The sequence below is a fragment of the Bacillus rugosus genome (assembly GCF_023238245.1).
GTDB lineage: Bacteria > Bacillota > Bacilli > Bacillales > Bacillaceae > Bacillus > Bacillus rugosus.
The window spans coordinates 728358-752245 of record NZ_CP096590.1 but is presented as its reverse complement, the minus strand read 5'-3'; the positions used below and the strand labels follow the sequence as shown (position 1 = coordinate 752245).

The following is a 23888-nucleotide window of genomic DNA, read 5'->3' as shown; positions in this document are numbered from 1 at the left end:
CTATTCGCCGCCTCTCAATCTTTTATCTCGCTGATTGCGTATCCGCGTTTTTCTTCGTCCCTTGGATACAGCTGCCATTTCTTCTTTCTCCTCTTCACTTTCCTCTTGATCAGGACCGATAAATTGCGCTAAAGCAGCTACAGACGGGTATGTGAATAAAGTCACCACAGCCTCGTTGGTTCCCAATTCTTTATTTAAACGGTTTGTCACTTGTACAATGTCTAAAGAGCTGGCTCCCAAATCAAAAAAGTTATCATGTATGCCGACTTGCTCCAGACCCATGAAATCTTGCCAAATGCCGCATATGACCTGTTCTGTTTTGTTGCGGGGAGCGACATATGGATTATTCAATTCAGGTCGGGTGTGTAAGGCGCCCGTCTTTTTCTCCTCTTTCGCTATGCTATCGGCATTCATGGATATCCATTGCTTCATTCTGTATCCCAAATCACCTGTTGAAACTAATAAATGGCGATTGTTGATATCTGACAGCACATATTGAAAAAGAGCTGCTCCTTCTTCAGGCAAAATGGCAAGTTCAGCAATAGATTCTCCGATAGTAGATTCAAGCTGGCCCCAGAAGTTCCATGCATCCCAGTTCACGCAAACCCAAGGAGTCTTGCTGCGCTGATTCACCCTCGCCGCAAAAGCATCCATATAAATATTCGCTGCAGAGTAAGCTGAGAAACCGAGACCTCCAAGCAAAGCACTAATCGATGAAAATAAGAAACAAAAATCTATAGTTTCGTTTTCTAATAGAGATTCAAGCACTTTCAATCCTCTAACTTTAGACTGGAACTGGTCTTCTCCGCCTTCAATCGTTGCAGGTATATCTGTTATCGCCCTGAAAGACGAACTTCCCGGAAGCCCTGCAGCGTGAAAGACGCCGTTCAGCTGGCCAAACTCAGTATGAACCTTTCTCATAACAGCCTGCATATCCGACAGGCTTCCCGCATCTGCCTGAAGAGCTGTCACCTTTGCACCTAACCGTTCCAATTCTTTTATTTTCAGGATTTTCGCGGTAATCGGATCATCTTCCTCATGTTTCTCGCACCAGCTTTCCCACTGGCTGCGCTGCGGAAGTTCACTTCTTCCTGTCAGAATTAGACGGACGTTTCCTTCTTGTGCAAGCAGCTTTGATAACACAAATCCGATTCCGCCAAGCCCTCCCGTAATAAGATAAACACCTTTCGGGCGGATCATATTCGGCAAGCCGGTCGCTTTATTTAACTGAACAGGCTGATACATCTGCACCCATCGGCGGCGGTTTCGGTATGCAATAATTTGATCTTCACCCGCAGTATCAGTTTCCGTCAGAATTTGGTCAATCAACTCCTCTTCTTTCCATGTCAATGTATCCGGTAAAGGAGGAATGTCGATGTTCCAGCATTTCAAATGGTTATATTCCTGCGGGATGACTTTCAACGGCCCCAAAATCGTCGATTTTTCAGCATTGATTTGTTCTTCTCCAGTCACCTCATGAATCCCGCTTGTCAGCACAAACATGTTACATTCGTTCATTTGTTTTTGAATAGATGCCGCCTGTGCAGTAAAAATCAAACTGTAATAGCCGTTTTCACTGTATGTGCTGAAAGTTTTGAAGGATTCCCCTTGCTCCGAAACGCTCCACAGATGCATCATACAGTTTGGAAGTAGCCCGTCTGAAGCAAGTGAAGAAAATAAACGCTCATAATGTGTCCCATCAGCTGGATTGATGACATACAATCCGCTGTTTATTTTTTTGAATTGCCGGTCTCTCGTGACAATTACGGTCTCATATCCTTGGCGGCGTATCGATTGCACCAGCCGATCTCCAAAGGCTGTTCCTTCATGGAAAACCAGTGTTTTTCCGCTTTCAGCTGGCTGCTCTTTCTTTCGGCTGTCAGCGGACTTGATCTTTCTATCCCATGACGGCAAATAGAACCATTGATCCATCGGTTTCTTTTTATTCCATTCATCAACTGCGGTGAAAGCAGCCGCATTGTCAGCGGCTTCTATCCAATAGCGTTTTCTCTCAAAAGGATAAGGCGGAAGCGATATCAGACGCTTAGGCTTATCACCGCCATACTGCCTCCAGTCAATTTCACATCCGCAGACCCAAAGCTGGCCTAATTTCTTTAAGAAGTAGGAATGATCATGCGCTGGTTCTTGAACATGTCTGACGAGATTGACGATGTCATGCTGGCTAGATCTCTTCTTGTGCCTTCTGGCAAATGTGCTTAATGTGCTGCCCGGTCCGACTTCTATTAACAGAACGTTATCGTCACTCAAAATCTGTTCTAATCCTTCATGGAAGCGGACTGTGCCTCTTAAGTGCTGAGACCAATAAGCCGGGTCTGCTGCTTGTTCCGGAGTTATCCATGTTCCCGTTACATTCGAAACAAATGGAATCCGAGGGGTGTTCATATCCTGTTGCTTTACAATCGCGGCAAATTCCTCAAGAATGGGTTCCATCATATAAGAATGAAAAGCGTGAGAAGTATGCAGCTGGCGGCCGGCAACGCCCTTTTCTTCAAGGAGAACCGCAAACGTCTCAATGTCTTCGTTTTTTCCGGATACTACGCATAAGTCATGAGCATTGACAGCCGCAAGTGACAGACTGTTCGTAAGCAGAGGCTGCAGCTCTTCCTCTGATAGCTGAACACTCATCATTGCTCCAGATTCCAGCTGCTGCATCAGCCTTCCCCGCTCCATTACGAGCGTTAAAGCCGTGTCTAATGCGAACACGCCGGACAGGCATGCAGCAGTGTATTCACCAATGCTGTGTCCAATCATATAATCCGGTGAGATGCCTGCACTTTGCAGCAGCTTTGCGAGCGCGTATTCAAAGATGAATAGCAGCGGCTGCACAACAGCGGTCTCCGTCAGCTTCGCCCCATCATTTGAATCTGGGAAGACGATCGCCTTCAAATCAATTTGATGTGACTTCTGTGCGAAAGCAAAACAGCGGTCCGCTTCTTTCTGAAATACAGGTTCAGCTTCATATAAATCTTTCATCATATCAATATACTGAGAGCCTTGCCCGGAGAACATAAAGGCAGCCGGGCGCCTGCTGTGTCTTTGATAGGCTGTGAGCTCTGCACCGCTTTCCCATTCCGTTGATTTTGACAGCACGACCGCTTTTCGGTATGAAAATTGTTTTCTGCCAACTTGCAGGGTGTATGCCACATCCTCTAACGGAACGTTTGGATGCGTTCGAAGAAATTCCTTCAATCGATTTGTCATCTGCTCCAATGCTGTGTCTGTTTTTGCTGACAGAACTAGCAAATGCCGCTGGCTCTCGGAAGCTTCTCTGCCTGACTCCGGCTCTTCTTCCAGTACAATGTGCGCATTTGTGCCGCCAATTCCAAAGGAGCTGACACCCGCCCGCCTTGGATCAGCGGATTCCTTCCAGTATGCCGTCTCGGTATTTACATAAAATGGCGTCCGGTCAAAATGAATATGCGGATTAGGTGTCGTGTAGTTCAAGCTTGGCAAAATTGTTTTATGTTTTAGCGATAAAACGGCCTTAAAGAGTCCGGCAATCCCAGCAGCGCTGTTTAAATGTCCGACATTGCTTTTCACTGACCCGATTGGAATTGACATTGGCCTGTCACTTTTAAAAACCTGGCTCAGGGCTTCCATTTCGATTGGATCACCCATTTTTGTACCGGTTCCGTGAGCTTCGATATACCCTACTGTGTTCGGGTCAATCCCTGCATTCTCGTATGCATTCTTTAACACTTCGGCCTGGCCTTCTACGCTCGGGGCGGTAAAACCGACTTTTCGGCTTCCGTCATTATTCATTCCGATCCCTTTTATGACCGCATAAATGGTGTGCCCTTCTTTAACGGCGTCCTCATATCTTTTTAAAACGACAATCCCCGCGCCATCGCCAAAAACTGTACCGCCTGCATCCTCATCAAAAGGACGGCAATGCCCATCAGGTGATTGAATCATGCCATCCTGATAAACATAGCCTGACCGCAAAGGGGTGCTGACAGTTACGCCTCCCGCAAGCGCCGCGTCACATGCTCCGTTCTGCAGTGCTTGACATGCCGCTCCAATATTGACTAAAGAAGTGGAGCAGGCTGTTTGCATTGTGATGCTCGGCCCATGCAGGTTTAATTTATAAGCAAGCTGGGTACTAAAAAATTCTCTGTCATTTAGCAGCATGGAGCTAAACTGTTCAGTCCCATCCAGTTTCCCTGCGAAACGTGTAATCCATTCGAGGTTCGGACTTGTCCCAGTGTAGACGCCGATTTTCCCTGTTGTCCGCTCAGGGTTGCAGCCCGCATCTTCTAAGGCCTCCCAGGCACATTCATGTAAAAGCCTGAATTGCGGATCCATCAATTCTGCTTCTCTAGAGGAATATTGGAAAAAATCCGCATCAAACATATCAGAGTCCTCGATGATCCCCTTCGCTTTTACATAATCGGGGTGCTGCAAGAGCTGATCATCAATGCCTGACGCTTTTAATTCTTCATCCGTAAAGAAGCTGATAGATTCTTTGCCGTTTACGAGATTATTCCAAAACTCATCCAAATTGCCGGCTCCCGGAAAACGCCCTGCCATACCGATAATCGCGATATCAGATCCCTGACCGTTCGGACGGCTTTGCGACACCTTTTGATGCTGCGTCATTTCTGGCTGCCCGGCCTTCGTTTGAACCTGTTGATGAAGATGCTTCGCCAGGCTGCGAACTGCGGCAAATTGATAAAGCAGAACTGGTTCCACCTTCCATTTCAGATGATCTGTTAATTTTGCCGCTAATTGAGAGATATCAAGCGACGTAGCCCCCAGCTCAAAAAACGGCGCATCATCGTTAAGCTCTTTGAATCCAAAATGCTTTATGACAATTTCTCTGATTGTCTTTTCAATAGCAGATAACGGCATTGCACGGTACGGTTCTGCCGGCTTGCGAGGCTCATCTTCTTCAAGTTCAGCCAGTGCTAAGCCGTCAGGCAACGGGAAATGCTGCTTTGTAAAAGGGTAAGTCGGCAGAGCTAACCTTTTATTATGCTGAGGTTCATGCAGGACGCTGAAATCAACCCCAGACCCGAGACTCCACAACGCTCCGTATATATGTAACTTTAAAACGTCTGTGTGTCCTTGTGTGCCGAGATCACCTGTCATGCCAATTGATTGACGCTCTGTAAACACTGAGGCCCCCTGAGTCAAACGCAGGTCTATGCAAACAGCAGGTTCCTCCCGCAAACAAGACGAGATGTGTTCAAAAAACCGTATCGGCTTGCAGATTTGGCCGGCCCAATAACTGGCATCCGCTGCTTCGTCATCTGTTATCACTTTTCCAGTGACAGATGAAACGACTGGAATGTCTGGTGACTTCATGTCCAGCGTGCCAAGGAAGTGCATGAATTCTTCCGCAGCGTCGACCAGCAGATCCGATTGATACGCAATATCCCCATCAAGTAACTCAGCAGCTATCCCTTCTTGTTCAAGCCGCGCCTTCAGCCGATACACATCCTCTGGCAAACCGGAGACAGCACAATACCACTCATCAATCAGCGCAAGGGACAATGATTTTTCTAAGTATTGAACGATATCCGGTTCTGACAGGCTGACACCGAGCATTTTACCTGCCGGAGACATGTTGATTAACTCTCCGCGTTTATATGCGGCTGCGGCCCCTTCTTCAAAGGAAAACATCCCTGCCGCACATGCCGCCGTAAACTCCCCGAATCCCCGCCCGATAAAGCGGTCTGGTGTTATGCCGATGTGCTGTAAGAAACGGACTGCGGCGTATTCCATGATGAACGACAACGCATGGACCAATCCTAGATTTTCCTCTTCCTGGTACGTTTCTGGAGCAGAAATACATGCTTTAAAGAAGCTGAGTACATCCTGCTGAAAAGCATTTTGCACCTTTTCAAGGCAAGCATCGACTTCTTTTTTGAACAGGTTTTCCGTGCGGTACAGCTGCGCATATCGGCCAAAGCCCTCTTGAACGTCTCCCGCAAATACAAACATGGTGCTGCTTGGAACAACCGCCGATTCGGTGATTTGTTTTTTATGCCGATGTTCAGAAAGCTGATCAAGAAGATCCTTCCGATGTGAAGCAACAAAGGAGATTCTGTACTGGAATTGCTTTCTGCCAAGCTGTAACGTACGGGCTATGGCTGGCAGCGGCGCTTCCGGGTTCCGGCGAAGAAAATCAGCCAATTGATCCATTGAACGGGTAAGCTCCTGTCTTGTTCTCGCAGAAAGAACAACGAGCTCAGGACCGCCGGCTGGCATTTCGTCAGTAAGAGATGGAGGCTCTTCAAGGACAACGTGAGCATTAGCACCGCCGATTCCAAAGGCGCTCACGCCGGCTCTTCTCGGCCCTTGCAGAGATTCCCATTCAGTCAGCTCTGTATTGACAAAAAACGGCGTGTTCTCAAACTTAATGCGCGGGTTCGATTTTTGATAGTGAAAAGCGGGCGGCAGCATTTTATGATGGAGCATCATAACGGTTTTTATAAATCCCGCTACCCCGGAGGCGGCGTCCAGGTGCCCGATATTCGCTTTGACAGAACCAATTCGGCAATATGCTTTTTTATCTGTATTGAAAGCACGGGTCAGCGCCTCAATTTCAATCGGATCTCCGACAGGCGTTCCTGTCCCGTGGGCCTCAACATAACCAATGCTTTCCGGTTCCGTTTCCGCCATCTCCATAGCTGTGGCAATGACATTCGCCTGGCCTTCAGCACTTGGAGCCGTATACCCAGCCTTATTGTTTCCATCATTATTAATTGCAGAGCCCTTGATGACCGCATAAATCACATCACCCTCAGCTTGTGCGTCTTTCAATCGCTTTAACGCCACCACTCCGGCTCCTTCACCAAAAATGGTTCCGTTCGCCTTTTCGTCAAATGGGCGGCAATGACCATCTGCTGAATAGATCATTCCTTCCTGATAAAGGTACCCAGATATATGCGGCAGGCTCAGGGTAACACCTCCGGCTAATGCAAGGTCACATTCTCCTCCAATCAAGCCCTGACACGCCATATGTATCGCGACAAGAGAAGTCGAGCAAGCGGTTTGAACTGATACACTCGGCCCTTTCAAATTAAGTTTATAAGCGATTCGTGACGCAAACGACGAATCATTTAAATGCATGATTTGAAAAGCGTCTTCATTCTTATGAAGAGAAGACATATGACGGCCCATCCAGGACAAATTGCTGGAAGCACCAGCATACAGCCCGATCAGCCCGTTAAATCGTTCAGCGTCACAGCCCGCATGCTCAAGCGCTTCCCAGGTACATTCATGCATGAGTCTGATTTGCGGATCCATCAAGGCAGCTTCTCTCGGTGAATAGCCGAAAAACTCCGCGTCGAAGTCAGAAACCTCATCGATGATCGGTTTTGCTTTTACATATGCCTCTTGACGAAGCAGCGTCTCATCTACCCCGGCGTCTTTTAATTCTTCATCGGTAAATTGAGTGACAGATTCTATTCCTTTTGAAATGTTGCTCCAATACTCATCAATATTTGCCGCGCCTGGAAACTTGCCCGCCATACCGACTACCGCTATTTCCAGTCCTGTTTCTGTCCATTGTTTCTCGTCAGCCATGGAAATCAGCCTCCCATCTATTTTCGTCTCATTCGCTGTTTTCGCCGGTTTTTCCCTTCATTTATGGCTTTTTGGCGATCTGGCTCTATTCCTTTTATGTGTAAGTCATCACCGCTTTGCTGTGCTTTGACGGCTTGGGTTAATGCTGCAACCGTCGGGTGGGCATACATCATCACAACCGGGATATCCACGCCAAGCTCTTTTTTGATTCTCCCGCTCACCTGAAGCAGATCAAGTGAAGAGGCTCCTAATTCAAAGAAATTCATATTTACATCTGTCTCAGAATGAAAATAATCTTTGAAAATATTCATTAACCTTTCTTCAAGTGTGTCCAAGCGGTCTTTTGTCAGCACATGCGCTGCGATTTGTCTATCCTCTTTCACATAGCTGTCTTTCATTCGTTTGTTTACATCCTGCAGCGAAATCAGGACTTGCGGGTAGCGCAGCTGCAAAGCTCTCATAAACGCTTTCGCTCCTTGAGCCGGCAGGATTCCTTGGTGTTGCTCCTCTTTGTCCGCTATCTTCGAAAGAATGGCTGCCGTTTCTGATTCATATGCCATCCCTACTTGTTCCCAACGGTCCCAGTTAACCGTCACCATGTTTTCACCTTCTTTTCGGCATGCATGAGCATAACTGTCCAAGAATGCGTTTGATGCAGCGTAGCCGACTTGGCCCCCCGCTCCTAAAAAAGAAACTAGAGAGGAACAAATGAAGAAGAAGTCCGGCTGTTTGTTTCTAAGCGCTTTTCTTAACAGAGCGGTTCCTGTTATTTTGGCCTTAGCCATATGCCTCTCATCGTCTGGTGTCCTTGCGTGAATCACTTTGCCATCAGGAATGCCCGCTGCATGAATAACGCCATGAATGGCTTGTCCGAAACGAGATTCTGCCGTTTGCAAGGCTTTTTGAAGCTCTGTTTCGTCTGAAATATCCGCCTGTAATACCAGCACCTCAGCTCCAGCCTTCTCGAGTTCTTCCACAGCTTTGAGTTTTTTGGCAGTATCGTCATTTGCTCTCAGTTTATCGGGCAGTCCTGTCCGGCTTAGCAGCACAATCTTTGCTTGAACTGTTTCAGCTAAATGAGATGCAAGAGATAATCCGATCCCGCCAAGGCCGCCTGTAATGATATAAACTCCTTTATGCCTGAGATTGCCGGCCATATCAATCTCATCTTGCTTGCCCGGCTGCTTCGCCTGCCGAATCCATCTGCTGTTTCCCCGATAAGCCACAATAGGCTGATCATCCTCTTTTTTAAGTTCATAAGAAATCATTTCAGGCCAGCTTGATTGACCGTGGTCCAGACAAAGATCAACAGCTTTACAGCTGATCTGCTTATACTCTTGCGGAATGGTCAAACAGACTCCGGTCAGCGCAGCCTGATGAGGCTGAAGATCCTCCATTCCCGTCACATCGTGAGCTTGATTGGTCACTACGGTCATGCTGAATCTTTTGTTGCTCTCTGTTCCAAGTAAACGGACAAGATCAAGGAGAGGAAGATAACCGGCTATTGTGTGCTCTGCAATATCTCCATCACGACAATCACAGTCTTGCAGCCACATCCAGATGATTTCATCGGGGATAAACCCCCTTGCATTCAGTTCATCCAGCAGCTTCCGAAAGTGGGCCGTATCACGATGGTTTACCGTAAACGTGTTTCTGTCTTTTTCCGTAAAGTGATCACCCGGCTGGACAGACACGGCTTCCGCTTGCTGTTTTAGGAGATATTGGCTGACATCACTGTTTTCTTCAAAGACAAGTATCCTCTTTCCTTGATGAGTGAATGTCTCATTGACTGGTTCCATTCGTTCCCAGAACGGAACGGAAAACCACTTATCAAAAGGAAGCTGTTTTTCACTTGAAGCAACGTTTAATTTCAATTCGTTTTTGATCTTTTCTTCCATCCCGCCCTGAGATGTTTGCGGATCGGGAAATACTTGATGCTCAAAAGGATAAGTCGGAAGCGGGACCCTTTCGTATGAGCCCCCCTGGCGAAAGTGCTCCCAGTTCATGTTTACACCATGCGTCCAAAGCCTGCCGATGCGGTTTAACAGATAGACACGATCAGACGATACTTCCTTTGGATGCCTGATCATGTTTACCGCAGCATGTTGCTCCGTCATAAAACCCTCATGTTTTCTCACAAACTGCGTCAACGTATTCCCTGGTCCGATCTCAACAAATACAACATTGTCCATTTGTAAAAGTGTGTTCAGCCCTGAATGAAAATCAACCTTTTCCATGATTTGCGAAGCCCAGTATTTCGGATCTGTGGCCTGCTCTGCTTGTATCCAATCGCCTGTCACATTTGAAATAAACGGAAGGCCAGGTACTTGGAATTCCATATCTTGCAGAATATCAGCAAAACGAGATACCGCCGGCTTCATCATGCTTGAATGAAACGCATGGGACGTTTTTAAGTGCTGAATTGCCACTCCTTTTGACTGAAGGCTCGCGGCAAAAGCATTGATTGGCTCCATAAGGCCTGATACAACCGATAAATCAGAGCTGTTTGAAGCCGACAGCTCAACCCCCTCTGTCAATTCCATTTCTGTCTCTCTCCTAGACAGTCTGACGCTCAACATTTCTCCCTCCGGCATTTCCTGCATCAACTGGCCTCTCATCGCAACCATATGAAGCACGTCTTCCAATGAACAAATGCCTGACAGACATGCTGCCGTTAATTCCCCTATGCTGTGGCCAATCATGTATTGCGGTCTTAAACCTTTTTTGCTCAAGAAGGACGCCAGCGCATATTCAAAAGAAAATAAAATAGGCTGCGTATATGAAGTTTCATGGATAAGCTGTTCGGCTTCTTTGCTTTCTGCTTCATTAGCCGGAAACATGATGCTTCTAATATTGAGTCCTTCCTCAGCTTTCAGAATGGTAAAACAGCGCTCCAGCTCCTCCTGGAATACGGGCTCCATTTCATACAGTTGTTTCCCCATATTGACGTATTGAGAGCCTTGCCCGGAAAACATAAAGACAACTGCCGGCTTCTCCAGCGCTATTGAGGAATTTTCCATATCGCTTGTAATCCCTAAAGGACCCGCCGTAAATGCCTGACGATACTGAAAATGCCTGCGGCCCTCTTGCAGTGTATATGAAACGTCTTGGAGCGGTACCTCTTCATTCTCTTTTATAAATTGCTTGACCTGATCCGCGGCCTTCATTGCAGCTTTTTCAGATCGGGCAGAAATAAGCATAAGGCAGTCTTCATGATCCTCTTGATGACGTCTTTCCTTCATCGGAGGCTCCTCCATGACAACATGAACATTCGTGCCGCCGATCCCAAAGGAACTGACGCCCGCTCGAAACATCCGGTCAGATGCTGTCCATTGTTTTGCTGATGTGCTGACATAAAAAGGACTGTTTTCAAAATCAATTTTAGGATTGGGCTTTTTGTAATGAAGGCTTGGCGGCAGGGTTCTCGCTTTGAGACTCAGCGCCGTTTTAATAAACCCCGCAATTCCCGCGGCGGAATCCAAATGACCGATATTTGTTTTAACAGAGCCGATCGCGCAGAATTGCTTCTTTTCTGTTTGAAACGCTTGTTTAAGTGCCTCTATTTCAACTGGATCTCCTAACGAGGTGCCCGTGCCATGCGCTTCAACATAAGAAATACTTTCGGACTCTATACGGCTGATGTTCAGTGCTTTTCTAATGACATCTGCCTGCCCTTCGATACTTGGCGCGGTGTAACCGACTTTACGGCTGCCGTCATTGTTATATGCTGATCCTTTAATGACAGCGTAAATATGATCTTGATCCTTCAGCGCCTGCTTTAAAGTTTTCAGCACTACAATACCGCAGCCTTCTCCCCCGACTGTCCCTTTTGCTTCCGCATCAAATGCGCGGCAGCGGCCGTCCGGCGACATAATCATCCCTTCTTGATACATATAGCCCTTTTTATGGGGACAAGTCACCGTTACTCCTCCGGCGAGCGCCATTTTGCAGTCGCCGGTAAGCAAAGCTCTGGATGCGAGATGCACAGCGGTCAGAGAAGATGAACAGGCTGTATCCACTGCGATACTCGGCCCTTTCAAATTCAATTTGTAAGAAATTTGTGTATTCATAAAATCCTTGTCCGTCAACTGAACAGCAGCAAACTGCTCAGAAGAACTGCTGCTTCTCAGCAGCATTGAACTTGCCTGCCAGTACAAATTCGCAGACGCAGCGCCGAATAAGCCGATAGGCTGTGAATAGGTTTCGGGATTGTAGCCGGCGTTTTCAAGGGATTCCCACGCGACTTCATGAAACATGCGCACTTGCGGGTCCATTACCTCAGCTTCGCGCTGTGAGTAGCCGAAAAACGCTGCGTCAAAGTGGTCATGCCGGTCTACTTTTCCTTTGGCCCTGACATAATGCTTATGATCGAGCTGTTCTTTAGGCACACCGGCTTCCATAAGCTCTTCTTTTGAGAAAAATGTAATGGATTCCGTGCCCGTTTTGATATTCTCCCAAAACTCTTCAATATTTTTGGCACCGGGGAAACGGCAAGCCATTCCGATAACCGCTATTTCTAAGCCTGTTGTTTTACTCATCAGAAATCCCGCCTAACAGTTGTGCGACATTTTCTAAATCTTCCGCTGCCTCTTCAACACTCTCAGCATTTGCCTGAGAACCCTCAGACTCCGTCTGCCGGCTGAGCTGGGCTGCTATTGCCGATACGGATGTATATTGAAACAGCTGAACAACAGACAGCTCTTGTCCAAACTGCTCTTTCAATTTGTTCGATAATTCTACGATGTGAAATGAGTTTCCGCCGATATCAAAAAAGTTATCTTCCATGCTGATATCAGATCCAGGTATATTCAAAATGGCAGCAAAAATGGAAACCAGTTTTTTCTCAGTTTCATTGTGCGGTTTTATGACCTGCTCGTTAGATTCAGGCTCTTCCATAGGATCTGGGAGCGCCTTGAGATCAAGCTTTCCTGACAGGTTCATTGGAAATGAGTCCACGCGAATGAATCGTCTCGGAATCATATAACCCGGCAGCTTTTCTGCTAAAAGCCCTCTCATTTTTCGAGTTTTCAGTTTTTGATCGGAAATGAGATACGCCACAAGAAACTGATCATCTGATTCCTTTTGAACTGGAATAATCACCGCGTCATGAATGATTTGTCCCGACTCCCGGTAATCAAGCAAGGCTTTTCTAATCTCATCAAGCTCTACTCTGAATCCTCTTATTTTTACTTGATCATCATACCTGCCAAAAAATTCGATTAAGCCGTCAGAACGCCATCTCGCCAAGTCGCCGGTATGATAAAGCTTGCCGGCAGGAATATGCTGCGGTTCTGTAAATTTTTCTGCCGTCAGCTCTGGCTGACAGATATATCCTCTTGCCACCCCGTCTCCGGCAATGCACAGTTCTCCGTATACGCCAATGGGCACAGGCTGTCCGCAATGATCCAAAATATAAATCTGTTCATTCGGCATCGGCCTGCCGATCGGTACGACGGCTTCATTCCAAGACTCTGGTATGGTAAAAGCCGCTGACTGTACAGTACATTCCGTCGGACCGTAATTATTTGTCATTATCGGCTTATTAGCCCGAAACGTTTGTAAATATTGCTGAACCAATTGGGGCGGCAGAATTTCGCCGCCAGCCATTATTAACTTCAATTTGTCAACGTGATGCGGCTCTTTCTCAGCGGCTTTGATCATTAGGCGCAAATGAGAGGGTGTCGCATCTGAAATATGAATGCGGTTCTCCTCATAAAAAGACCACAGCTGCTTTCCATCCATCCTTGCATGATCCGGTGCAATATATAAGGTGTGTCCAAGAAGCACTGCCGGAAATATCGTTTGCACGGATGCGTCAAAAATATGTGAAGCAAGCATGCCGATGCGGAGATGCTCTTGTGAAAATGGCTGAAAATGAAGGCTGTCTATGCCATATACTAAATTGACGACTTGACGATGCTCCACCATCACGCCTTTCGGTTTTCCCGTTGTCCCTGATGTATACAGCACATAAGCGAGATTTTCAGGAAACGGCAGAAGCCCATGCTCCGCCGCCCCTTCAAATTTCATCATTTCCTCTATAAATAAGCTTTTTTGATTCTCAGCAGAAATGTCATGATCCTCGTTCGTGATCACAAACCGCGAACCGCTGTTTTTCAGCATATAATCCATCCGTTCGGACGGCATATTTACATCTATCGGCAAATAAGGACATCCTGCTTTCAATATGCCTAATATGCCAATAACCATTTCTGCCGAGCGATGAACCATCAGCCCCACAGGCTCCTCATGACGAACACCTTCTTTTATCAAAAAAGCAGCAACCCTGTTCGACAATTCATCAGCCTCACCGTATGTGAAGCTGACATCTTCATACACGATTGCAGGCTGATTAGGTTTGAGAACTGCCTGTTCTTTGAAGAGATCGACAATCGATTTTTCTTTCGGATAAGGCTGATTTGTGTGATTAAATGTCGTAATGATTCTTTCTCTCTCCTCATGAGAAAGTAACTGCAGCTCAGAGACCAGAGTCTCAGGCGCCGACAAAGCCCGGTCCGCCAGCATGCAAAAATGGCCGGCTATCCGTTCAGCAGTATCGAATGTGTAATGTTTCAAATTCCAGCTCAACTTTCCAGTCAATGTCCCTTCATCACGCTGAATGGAAATAAGCATATTCGTGTCCAGCGCTTTCAAAGACGACGGCTGCTGAAGATCATTCACAGCAAGGGAAATGCCGAAGCGGGGCTCCCCTTTTTTATGCAAAGGATGAAGCTCGTCCAATAGTATTTTCACAGGATAATTTTGATGGGCATACACTTCTTGAAAAGCTTGTTTCACATGCTCTAGACAGTCTCTGAAACTCATAGAAGAATTGATTTTCACCAGCAGCGGAAGAAGATCATTGATCACCGGCTGTGTTCCCCGCTGTCTTAACACAGGGGCCGACGCCATGATATTCGTCCTTCCGCTGTACCTGTGCAGCAATGTGACTGCCGCAGTCATAAAAATGATAAACATACGCAAATCTGAAGCTCCGGATGCCTTTAAGATGGCCTTTTCCAGCTGAGCCGGGAATGAAAAAGTTATTGAAGCTTCTTCATCGTTTTGATCAAGAAGCTGTGAATCATAAGGAAAACGGCAGTCCGACGGGATTTGAGATAATAGAGAAGTCCAATATTGCCGCTCCTTCACTTTTTCAAGAGCTGCGGTTTTCAATTGAAAGACATCGGTTTGGTTCATTGTTATTCACCTATTTCTGCTAGATTTTCAGATCGTCTAGTTCCAGCAACGATACCTTTTCTAAATCATTGATGCCTGAAGTCAGGTCAATATCCTTGAGAGCGGTTTGCTTACAATCAATCACGGCTAACAGCACCATTTTAATCCCTTTCGCAACGCTTTCAATCGTTTCTCTTGTAAACAGCTCAGTGCTGTATTCAATGACAGAAGATAAACCGTTTTCGTCTTCTGAAGCGATCCAAAGCAAATCAAACCGGGAAACCGCTGTTTCATATTCATAGTCGGTTAGTGTGATCCCGTCTACCTCTAAAGCAGGCTGGCTTAGATTCTGCAGAGCAAAAACGGTATCAAAAATATGATTTCTATTTAACGTCCTATCTAACTTCAAATCTTGAACCATATGTTCATACTGATAATCTTGATGATCAAAGTCATCAATCACCAGCTGCTTGACATGGTGCAGAAATTGAGTAAACGTCATCTCTTTTTTCGGATAAAACCGAAGCGGAAGCATATTAACGAATATACCGATGATCCGCTGCAGTTCCTCCTGTCTTCTCCCTGCGACCGGAACGCCGACTACAATGTCGGACTGTCCAGTGAGCTTGTGCAGCAGGATTTGATAGATTGATAAAAGTCCCATAAAAAGCGTGGCATCTTCATCGGCCATAATGGATTTAAACGCCTCAAGCTCTTTTTTGCTTATATAAAAACGATAGTGGGCGCCGGCAAAGCTTTTGACATCGGGTCTCTGGTAATCAGCCGGCAGCCGAAGCTCACGAAAGTCGTCAAGCCGTTTCAACCAATATGTTTTCACCTCATTCAGGTCATCAGACTGAAGCATCTGATTCTGCCATTCTGAGAAATCCTTATATTGCAGTTCAAGCGGTGCAAGCTCTTTGCCGTCATACAGATCCATAAACTCGCTGACCAAGATATCCTGAGATAAACCGTCAGAAATAATATGATGCATATCGAGCATCAGAATATACTCGTTTTCAGAGTTCTTAATAACACCAGCTCTCATCAAAGGAGCCTGATCAAGCTGGAACGGCTTTAAAAAGCTGCTGATGACTTCTTGTTCTTTTTGGTTTTGCCCTTCCTGGCCTGCTACATTTGATAGATCAAAAAAGTCGGCATGAAATTCCGCATGCTCAGCTATGCACTGCATAGGAACACCGTCTATTGCTTTAAAGGATGTTCTTAAACTCTCGTGACGATTAATCAATTGCCGGAACACATTCTCAAGCCTTTGCATATCAAGCTTTCCTGCAATCCGGCCGGCAGTGAACTCATTGTAGCCAGTGCTCGTTTGATCTAACAGCTGAACAAGATAAAGCCGTTTTTGCGCTGAGGACAACGGATAATAATCCCGTTTTTTAGCTTTTTCTATCTTTCTGTAAATCTTCTTGTCGGCTTGGCTGATAAATTCGGCCATCTGCCTGATCGTCGGAATGTTAAAGAAATCCGGCAGCGCAATTTCCACATTGAATGCTTGATGAATAATGGAAATGAAAGTAATCGCCTTTAACGAATCCCCGCCCATCTCAAAGAAATCATCGTCTATGCCAATTTGATCAATCTTGAAAAATGACTGCCAATGAACAAGGAGTTCTTTCTCCATATCAGTTACTGGTTCAACATATTCAGCGGTAAGTTCTGGCCGCCCGTACAGCGAAACGTCCTCTTGCTCTTCACCGTTAGGCTGCTGCAGACGATTCACATATTTTTGTATCCTCTCCTGCAGATCCGTGGCAGACACTACAATCTGATCCATATGATCAAATGTGAAAATTTTCTCGAAAACCTCTCTGCCCTCATGCGCACGAATCAGGGTATTTTCTAAATCCCCTCCGACTGGAATATCCGGTTTTTTGCCGTCCTCAAATTCCCAGCCGTCTAAATTTAGGGCTGTCCACTGAACAGGATGCTGCGCATTATGTTTATATACAAAGGCATCAACAAACTGGTTAACCGCAGTATAGGCGGTAAATCCAAGTCCTCCCAATATCGGAGACAAGGACGAAATCAAAAAGCAGAAATCAAGCGGTCGATCGGCCAACACTTTTTCTAATACCGCAACGCCCGTCATTTTTGCTAGAAAGTGAGCATTCGTAAAACTTTTATCCGTTTGTTCCATCATCCTGAATGATTGTTCGCCTGTTATTCCAGCTGCATAAATTACACCATGAATGGAGCCGTACTTACGTTCAGCCACATGAACCAGTTCAGACATATCCGCTTCACAGCTTGCATCCGCAGCAACAGCAGTGACTTCTGCGCCTGTTTTTTCTATCTCATATATTGATTTTATTTTTTTAACGGTTGGATCATCCTCAGCATGCGTGCTGATTAAGGACTCCCATTCACTCCGCGGCGGTAGGCCGGAACGGCTTGTCAGAATAAGTTTTCCTTTTGTTTTCTCAGCAATGGTTTTTGCAGCATGTAAACCGATGAAGCCCAGCCCGCCAATCAGAATATATACGCCTCCGGGACGAAGGTGCCCCTGCGATGATTCTGCAGGCACGGCTTTGTGAATAAAATTCCTGGTGTACCTTTTATTACTTCTGTAAACCGTTAAGAGATTGCCTGATTCGGTCATCAGCTCTGATCTGATGAGTCCCAGCAGCTTGTCTTCTTTCCAGGAATCTTCTTTCTGCCTGTCTATATCAATCACTCGATAGCGAAGAAACGGTGTTTCCTGAGATATGACCATACTCGGCCCCAGATGTACGGCTTTCTCTGGATACAGCATGTCTTCTCCGCCAAGCTGATACGTAAGGGACGATAACACAAAGATCGAGATTTCCTGCTTTGTTTCTTTCTTTTTCAATGCTTGCCCTAAGTAAAGCAAAGAGTAATAGGATTCGTTTTGCATCTGCTCAATCCACTCGGCAGCAGCGGTTTCATCTTTCTCTGCCAGCCCCCAGAGGTGCAAAATCCGGCTGTACTGAATCTTTTCCTTCTCCAACACTTCAAAAAGACGGCAGTAATCTTCCGCAGAGTCTGGGCGGAGTGTGTACACTCCTTTTTCAACCTGCTGAAAGTTATGCCCTTTTTTAACGATGACACAAGAAGCACAGGTGGATTGCAGCCCCTGAATAAGCTTATGGGAAAAATTGCTATCCTCCATGAAGACAAGCAAACGTTGTTCCGTCGCTTCAATCCCGCGGGAAATCGGCAGGATTTCTTTTTCCCATTGCGGCAAATAAAACCACTCCTGAAGCGGAAGCTTTCCTCCTGAATGTTTTTTGCCTTTTCCGCTGGCAGTATGTTTCCGTTTGTGCCAGAAGGATTCCTTTTCAAAAGGATATTGCGGCATAGTAATCTTTTCAGGATGTCTGCCCTCGTGCAGCCCGCGCCAATCAATGTCCGCGCCATACATCCACAGCGTGCCAATTCTGCTGAGTAAAAATTGGACATCTGACATACTCTGTCTGCTGTGTTTCAGCACATTGCAAGCATGCTGGCGCAGCTCATCGTTAATCGATCTCTTCACCAGCACACTTAAATCTTGTCCCGGGCCGATTTCGATAAAAATAGCATCTTCCTGCTTCGTTAACACGCCAATACCCTCGGCAAAGCGAACAGTCTCAGTCATGTGCCGCTTCCAATAGTCATAGTCCGCAGCCTCTTCATCCGCTATCCAGTCTCCCGTTAAATTCGAAAAGAAAGGAACATCCGGTTTTTGATAAGAAATGCGCTTAGCCGTATTTCCAAATCGTTCAGCGGCGGAAGCCATGACGTGCGAGTGAGCAGCAATTGAACCTTTTACTCTCATACAAAGCACTTTTTTGGCTTTTAACTGTTCTTCAAATGCGGAAATGTCAGACTCAAGCCCCGACACAATGCAAGAAGCGTCATTAACAACAGCCAACGAAATGCAATCAGGGAGAATCGCTTTCAGTTCTTCCTCTGGCATTGGCACGCTTAGCATGATGCCTGACGGCGCTTCGTGCATCGCTTGTCCACGTAAGCTGATTAGCTTGATGGCATCACTTAGCGTAAACACTCCCGATACCGCAGCAGCCGTTAATTCGCCGAAGCTGTAGCCGATCATAGCCCATGGCCGCAGCCCCCACTTCATCAGCAAAAGTGACAGCGCATATTCCAGCATAAAAATAGCCGGCTGGGCATATTTCGTCTCTTGAAGCTTTATCGCGGCAGCGTCTTCATCCTGCTGGTCAGGGTATAGAATATCCTCTAGCCTCTCACCGGTCGCTTCATAAAATTCTTGAAAACAGTGATCCATCGTCTCTTTGAAAAACGGCTCCTCCGTGTACAAATCCCTGCCCATGTTCACATATTGACTGCCTTGGCCCGAGAACATGAAGATCAATTTTTTCTCCTTTTTTTCCTGAATCCGGGACATTCGGCTGAGTCCTCTGTCCTTCTTCTCGGAAAGCAGGCGGATGACATCCTGTCTGTCCTTTGCCACAAACATTTGCCTATAATCAAAGTGCTGTCTTCCAGCCTGCAGCGTATAAGCGGCGTCTGCTGCATTAAGCTCTGAGTTCCTTTCCATATGTTCGAGCAAAAGGTCTTTCGTTTTTTCTAAAGCATTCATCGTTTTTGCTGAAAGAGGAAACAGCTGATACGAACGCGAATGTTTCTCACGGTCACTGACAGGCGCTTCCTCCAGAATCACATGGGCATTGGTGCCGCCCATACCGAATGAGCTCACGCCTGCTCGTCTTGGGGTATTTGTTCTCTTCCACACTCGGAGCTTGTCATTCACTAGGAAAGGACTGTTTTGAAAATCAATATTCGGATTCGCTTCTTTAAAATGAAGACTAGGCACAAGTTGTTGATGCTGCAGAGAGAGAACTGTTTTAATGAGACCCGCCGCTCCGGCAGCAGCATCAAGGTGTCCGATATTCGTTTTTACGGAGCCAATCCGGCAAAACGCGGTCTTATTTGTTTGAAACGCTTTAGTTAAGGCTTCAATTTCAATTGGATCTCCGAGAGCTGTGCCTGTCCCGTGGGTTTCCACATAGCTGATGGTTTCCGGTTCAATCCCCGCGTCGGCAATCGCATCTCTTATAACCTCTGTCTGGCCTTCCACACTCGGCGCATTGAAGCCTACCTTTTGGTCACCATCATTGTTAACCGCAGATCCTTTTACAACCGCATAGATCCTATCGCCGTCAGCCAAAGCGCGGCTCAACGATTTCACTGCGACAAATCCGACACCATCGCCTCCTACAGTGCCTTTCGCGTCTTTATCAAAGGCTCGGCAATGGCCGTCTGGCGATTTCACCATATTCTCTTGATAGATGTAGCCTGACTTAACCGGATGGAGAATGGACACACCGCCTGCGAGAGCCATATCAGATTCTCCATTCAGCACTGATTTGCAAGCCAAATGCAGCGCGACCAAGGAGGTTGAACAAGCTGTCTGCAGGGTAATGGCTGGACCTTTTAAATTAAGTTTATGAGCAACCCGCGTGCTGATCGTATAGGTATCATTTAAAGAGCCGATTTCAAACAGCTCTGACATCCTGCCGTCTAATGAGTCAGCGAAATGCTGGAGCCATTGAAAATTTGAGGTTGTTCCTGTAAACAAACCGATTTTCCCTTCATATTCAGCAGAAACACACCCTGCATCCTCCAGCGTTTTCCATACATATTCATGAAGAAGACGGATTTGCGGGTCCATGACCTCCGCCTGTCCAGGTGAATAGCCGAAGAAGGAGGCGTCAAATAAATCGGGACCGTCGATGATTCCTTTCGCCCTTACATAATCAGTTCTCGTAAATGTTTGTTCATCAATGCCTGCCGCAAACAGCTCTTCATCAGTGAAAAAAGAGATGGATTCCTTGCCATTTTGCAGGTTATGCCAAAATTCATCTATGTTTTTAGCTCCAGGGAAACGCCCGGCCATCCCGATGATGGCGATGCTGTCATCTAAAGGATCCTTCCGCTTTGATATGAATGGTGTTTTCTTTTTTGATTGCTTTTCCTCATGACCTGATAAGAATTCTGCAAGCATCTGAACTGTTGGACGGCGGAACATCTCAACCATCGGAATACTTTTTCCCGTTACCTTAGAAAGCTGCTGATTGACTTGGATCAAATGCAGGGAAGTGCCGCCGATTTCAAAAAATTTATCCTGAACATCGATGCTGTCTTGACCAAGTACACGTTTCCAAATCTCCAGCACCATCTTTTCTGTTTCAGAAGCGGGTGCTGCCGCAAGTGCCTTTCGTTTTGTCTCTGCAGCAAGCTCCGGCAGTGCTTTTTTATCCAGTTTTCCATTGGCCGTCAGCGGCATCTCATCCATCACAATAAATCGGGATGGAAGCATATATTCCGGCAAATGACGACGCAAGTATTCACGCAGCTGCTTTTCATCAATCGTCTCATCAGTGAAAAGATAAGCAGCCAGGCACGGTGTCTGGGACGCGTCCTTTTTCACGACAGCGGCCGCCCCTTTTATACGTCCGTACCGGCAGAGCCAGTGTTCAATCTCCCCGCTCTCAATCCGATAGCCCCTAAGTTTGATTTGGTCATCGTTTCTGCCTAAAAACTGAATGGTTCCATCCGGTAAAAAGCGGGCTGCGTCCCCTGTTTTATACATTTTTTCTCCGGGTTTAAAAGGATGCGCCACAAATCGCTCTGCCGTCAGTTCCCTCCGGCCTAAGTAGCCTTCTGCTACTCCTTTTCCGGCAATATATAGTTCTCCCGCTGCTCCTTGTGGCAGCAGATTCATATGTGAATCAAGAATGTATATATCAGTATGTGCTGCAGGCCGGCCGATCGGCACATACAGATCTTTATCCCTTTCAGATGAGTAGCGGTGAATCATGCAGCCGACTACCGTTTCCGTCGGGCCGTATTCGTTAAAAATTTCAATTTCCCCATCGAAGTTCTCTTCAATTTTCGCCGCAAGAGAGGTTTCTAATTGCTCTCCCCCCAGTATCAGGCACTTCATCACACTGTCACGAAACGGCGTCCCGGAAATGAAATGAAGATGGGACGGCGTTAACTTCATAACGTGGGCTCGATTATCTTTCAGAATTTGTTCCACAAGAAGCTGCTTGTTTTTATCCTGGTACACAATAATTGCGTTTCCGGTTATAAGCGGGGTAAAGATAGAAGTTACTGTTAAATCAAAAGATAGAGACGTATAAAGGGCAAAATCTCTTTTATCACCCCTTACATATTGCTCGGCGGCCCAGGAAATATAATTTTCAAGACCAAGATGCTTAACAAGCACCCCTTTTGGCCTGCCTGTTGTTCCAGAGGTATATATGCAATACGCAATATCCTGCGGACCGTAATGTTTCACCAGATTGCTGTCGTTTCCTTGATAAAGGCTCTGATCGGTAATATCTATTTTCACACCATCGTATGAGTAAACCAGCCCCTCAATATCCTCTGTCAGCAGCAGGTTTATCCCGCTGTCCTGAAGAAGATATTCAATTCTTTCCGCAGGATAATCGGGATCAACCGGAACATAAGCACCACCCGCTTTTAATACAGCGAGACAAGCGATCACCATTTCAATTGAATGTTCTGTTAAAATACCGACTCTTTGTGCAGGTTTGACTCCCTGACTTTCTAAAAAGCGGGCGAGCTGATTCACTTTTTTATTTAATTGATCATAGGTCAGGGATTCCGAGCGAAACTCCACAGCAAGAGCGTCCGGCGTCTTTTCTGTCTGCCGTTCAAACAAATCAATGACAGTTTGATGTTCGTTGCCGGTCAAACCTTTATAATTGCAAAACTCTTCAAGCTGATAATGCACCTCATCTTCGGAAAGCATATTCAAGGGGTGCACAGATCTGTCTGCCGGATTCTCAATCACTTCCGATAACAGGTTGAGAAAATGATCCCCCAGCTGCTTCACTTGAAGAGCAGACATGACACCAGGATTGTATATAAATGAAAAATGGATATGTTCATCAAAAGCTTGTACACTCAATGTCAAATCAAACTCAGTTTGCTCAAACATGTCATATTTTTCGATTGAAAGAGGAAGACTGTTTGACTTAAGCATCTGATCAAGCGGATAATTTTCAATCACGACAATCGTGTCAAATAATGACTGCTCAGCTGTCAGCCCCGCATATGTTTTTAAATCAGACAGCGGTGTATGTTCATATTCACTTCTTTTGGCAATCTGCTCATGTGCAAGCTGAATCACATCTAAAGGCGTGGATTGAGGCGCAAAGCGAAGACGAAGCGGAATGGTATTAATAAACAGCCCCGTCATTTGTTCTATTCCCGGTACATCGGCGCTTCTTCCTGACACGGTTGTCCCGAATACCACTTCTTCTTGATCAGAATATTTTTTTAGCAGCAGACCCCAGACACTATATAGAATTGAAGCAAGCGTAACTTGACGTTCAGAAGCGAGTGAGCGCAGAGCTTTCCCTTCTGAAACCGGAAGCTGTATTTCATGTTTAGAAAAAATAGCATTTCGCTTCCCTGGTCTTTCTGTATTCGGCAGCAATTGCACAGGCTCCCAGTCTTTCAATAACCCTTTCCAAAATGACGCCTGGCTGTCTTTTGTTTTACGCTGCTGTTCCTGCTGCCATTTCACAAATGCTTGATATGACGGTTTTTGAGAAATAACAGGTGTTTGACCCATGGATAACGCTTGATATGACTCCATCCACTCTTTGAGGACAATCCCCATGCTCCAGCCGTCCATCAGGATATGATGAAAGCTGATCATCATCCAGATCCCGTTTTCTTCTATTTGATAAAGTGTGACACGAAAAGGTACTTCTTGAAGCTGAAACGGCTCTTTCCGATCACGCGTTGCAAGCTCCTCCTTCAGCTTTTCCTGAGAAATGCCTTTCTCGAACGAGATGCTCTGATAACGGATATCTATTTTATGATGCTTTAATATAACTTGAATGGGCTTAGCTGTTTCCTTCCACCTAAACACCGTCCGCAGCATTTCATTTTGCCGAACCGTTTGCTGCCATGCTTTTTCAAAAAGATCGCGGGCTGGTTCGCTCTCCAGTTTTATCAGCATTTGTTCAAAATAAGCATTACCTTCCGGCTCCATTAAATGATGAAAAAGCAGACCTTCCTGAATGGTTGTCAGTCCGAGAATGTTGGCTATGTTATTTTTATCTATTTTATTCATTTGCTCACTCACAGAATCCTCTCCATCCTCT

At 46.1% G+C, this 23888-nt stretch carries 4 protein-coding genes; all 4 read right to left on the bottom strand.

What is annotated here, in order from left to right; genetic code table 11:
• From M0696_RS03775 to M0696_RS03760, 4 genes are read right to left on the bottom strand one after another with little or no spacing between them, the layout of a single operon-like run.
• Positions 1–7554 carry a type I polyketide synthase gene (locus M0696_RS03775; RefSeq protein WP_248602514.1) on the bottom strand — a complete coding sequence of 2518 codons (7554 nt, stop codon included), beginning with the start codon at positions 7552–7554 and terminating at the stop codon, positions 1–3.
• A gap of 17 nt (positions 7555–7571) precedes the next feature.
• Complete coding sequence (locus tag M0696_RS03770; protein WP_248602513.1) at positions 7572–12092, bottom strand: type I polyketide synthase; 4521 nt, start codon at positions 12090–12092, stop codon at positions 7572–7574.
• A complete protein-coding gene (locus tag M0696_RS03765) occupies positions 12085–14754 on the bottom strand; it encodes a non-ribosomal peptide synthetase (protein WP_248602512.1) in 2670 nt (889 codons plus the stop codon). Before M0696_RS03765 ends, M0696_RS03770 begins: the two co-directional genes overlap by 8 nt.
• A gap of 19 nt (positions 14755–14773) precedes the next feature.
• A complete protein-coding gene (locus tag M0696_RS03760) occupies positions 14774–23869 on the bottom strand; it encodes a non-ribosomal peptide synthetase/type I polyketide synthase (RefSeq protein WP_248602511.1) in 9096 nt (3031 codons plus the stop codon).
• Positions 23870–23888: the final 19 nt, after the last annotated feature.

Excerpts from the sequence above, each read along its gene's own strand:
- M0696_RS03770 (WP_248602513.1), bottom strand. The coding sequence starts at position 12,092 with ATGAGTAAAACAACAGGCTTAGAAATAGCGGTTATCGGAATGGCTTGC.
- M0696_RS03765 (WP_248602512.1), bottom strand. The coding sequence starts at position 14,754 with ATGAACCAAACCGATGTCTTTCAATTGAAAACCGCAGCTCTTGAAAAA.
- M0696_RS03775 (WP_248602514.1), bottom strand. The coding sequence starts at position 7,554 with ATGGCTGACGAGAAACAATGGACAGAAACAGGACTGGAAATAGCGGTA.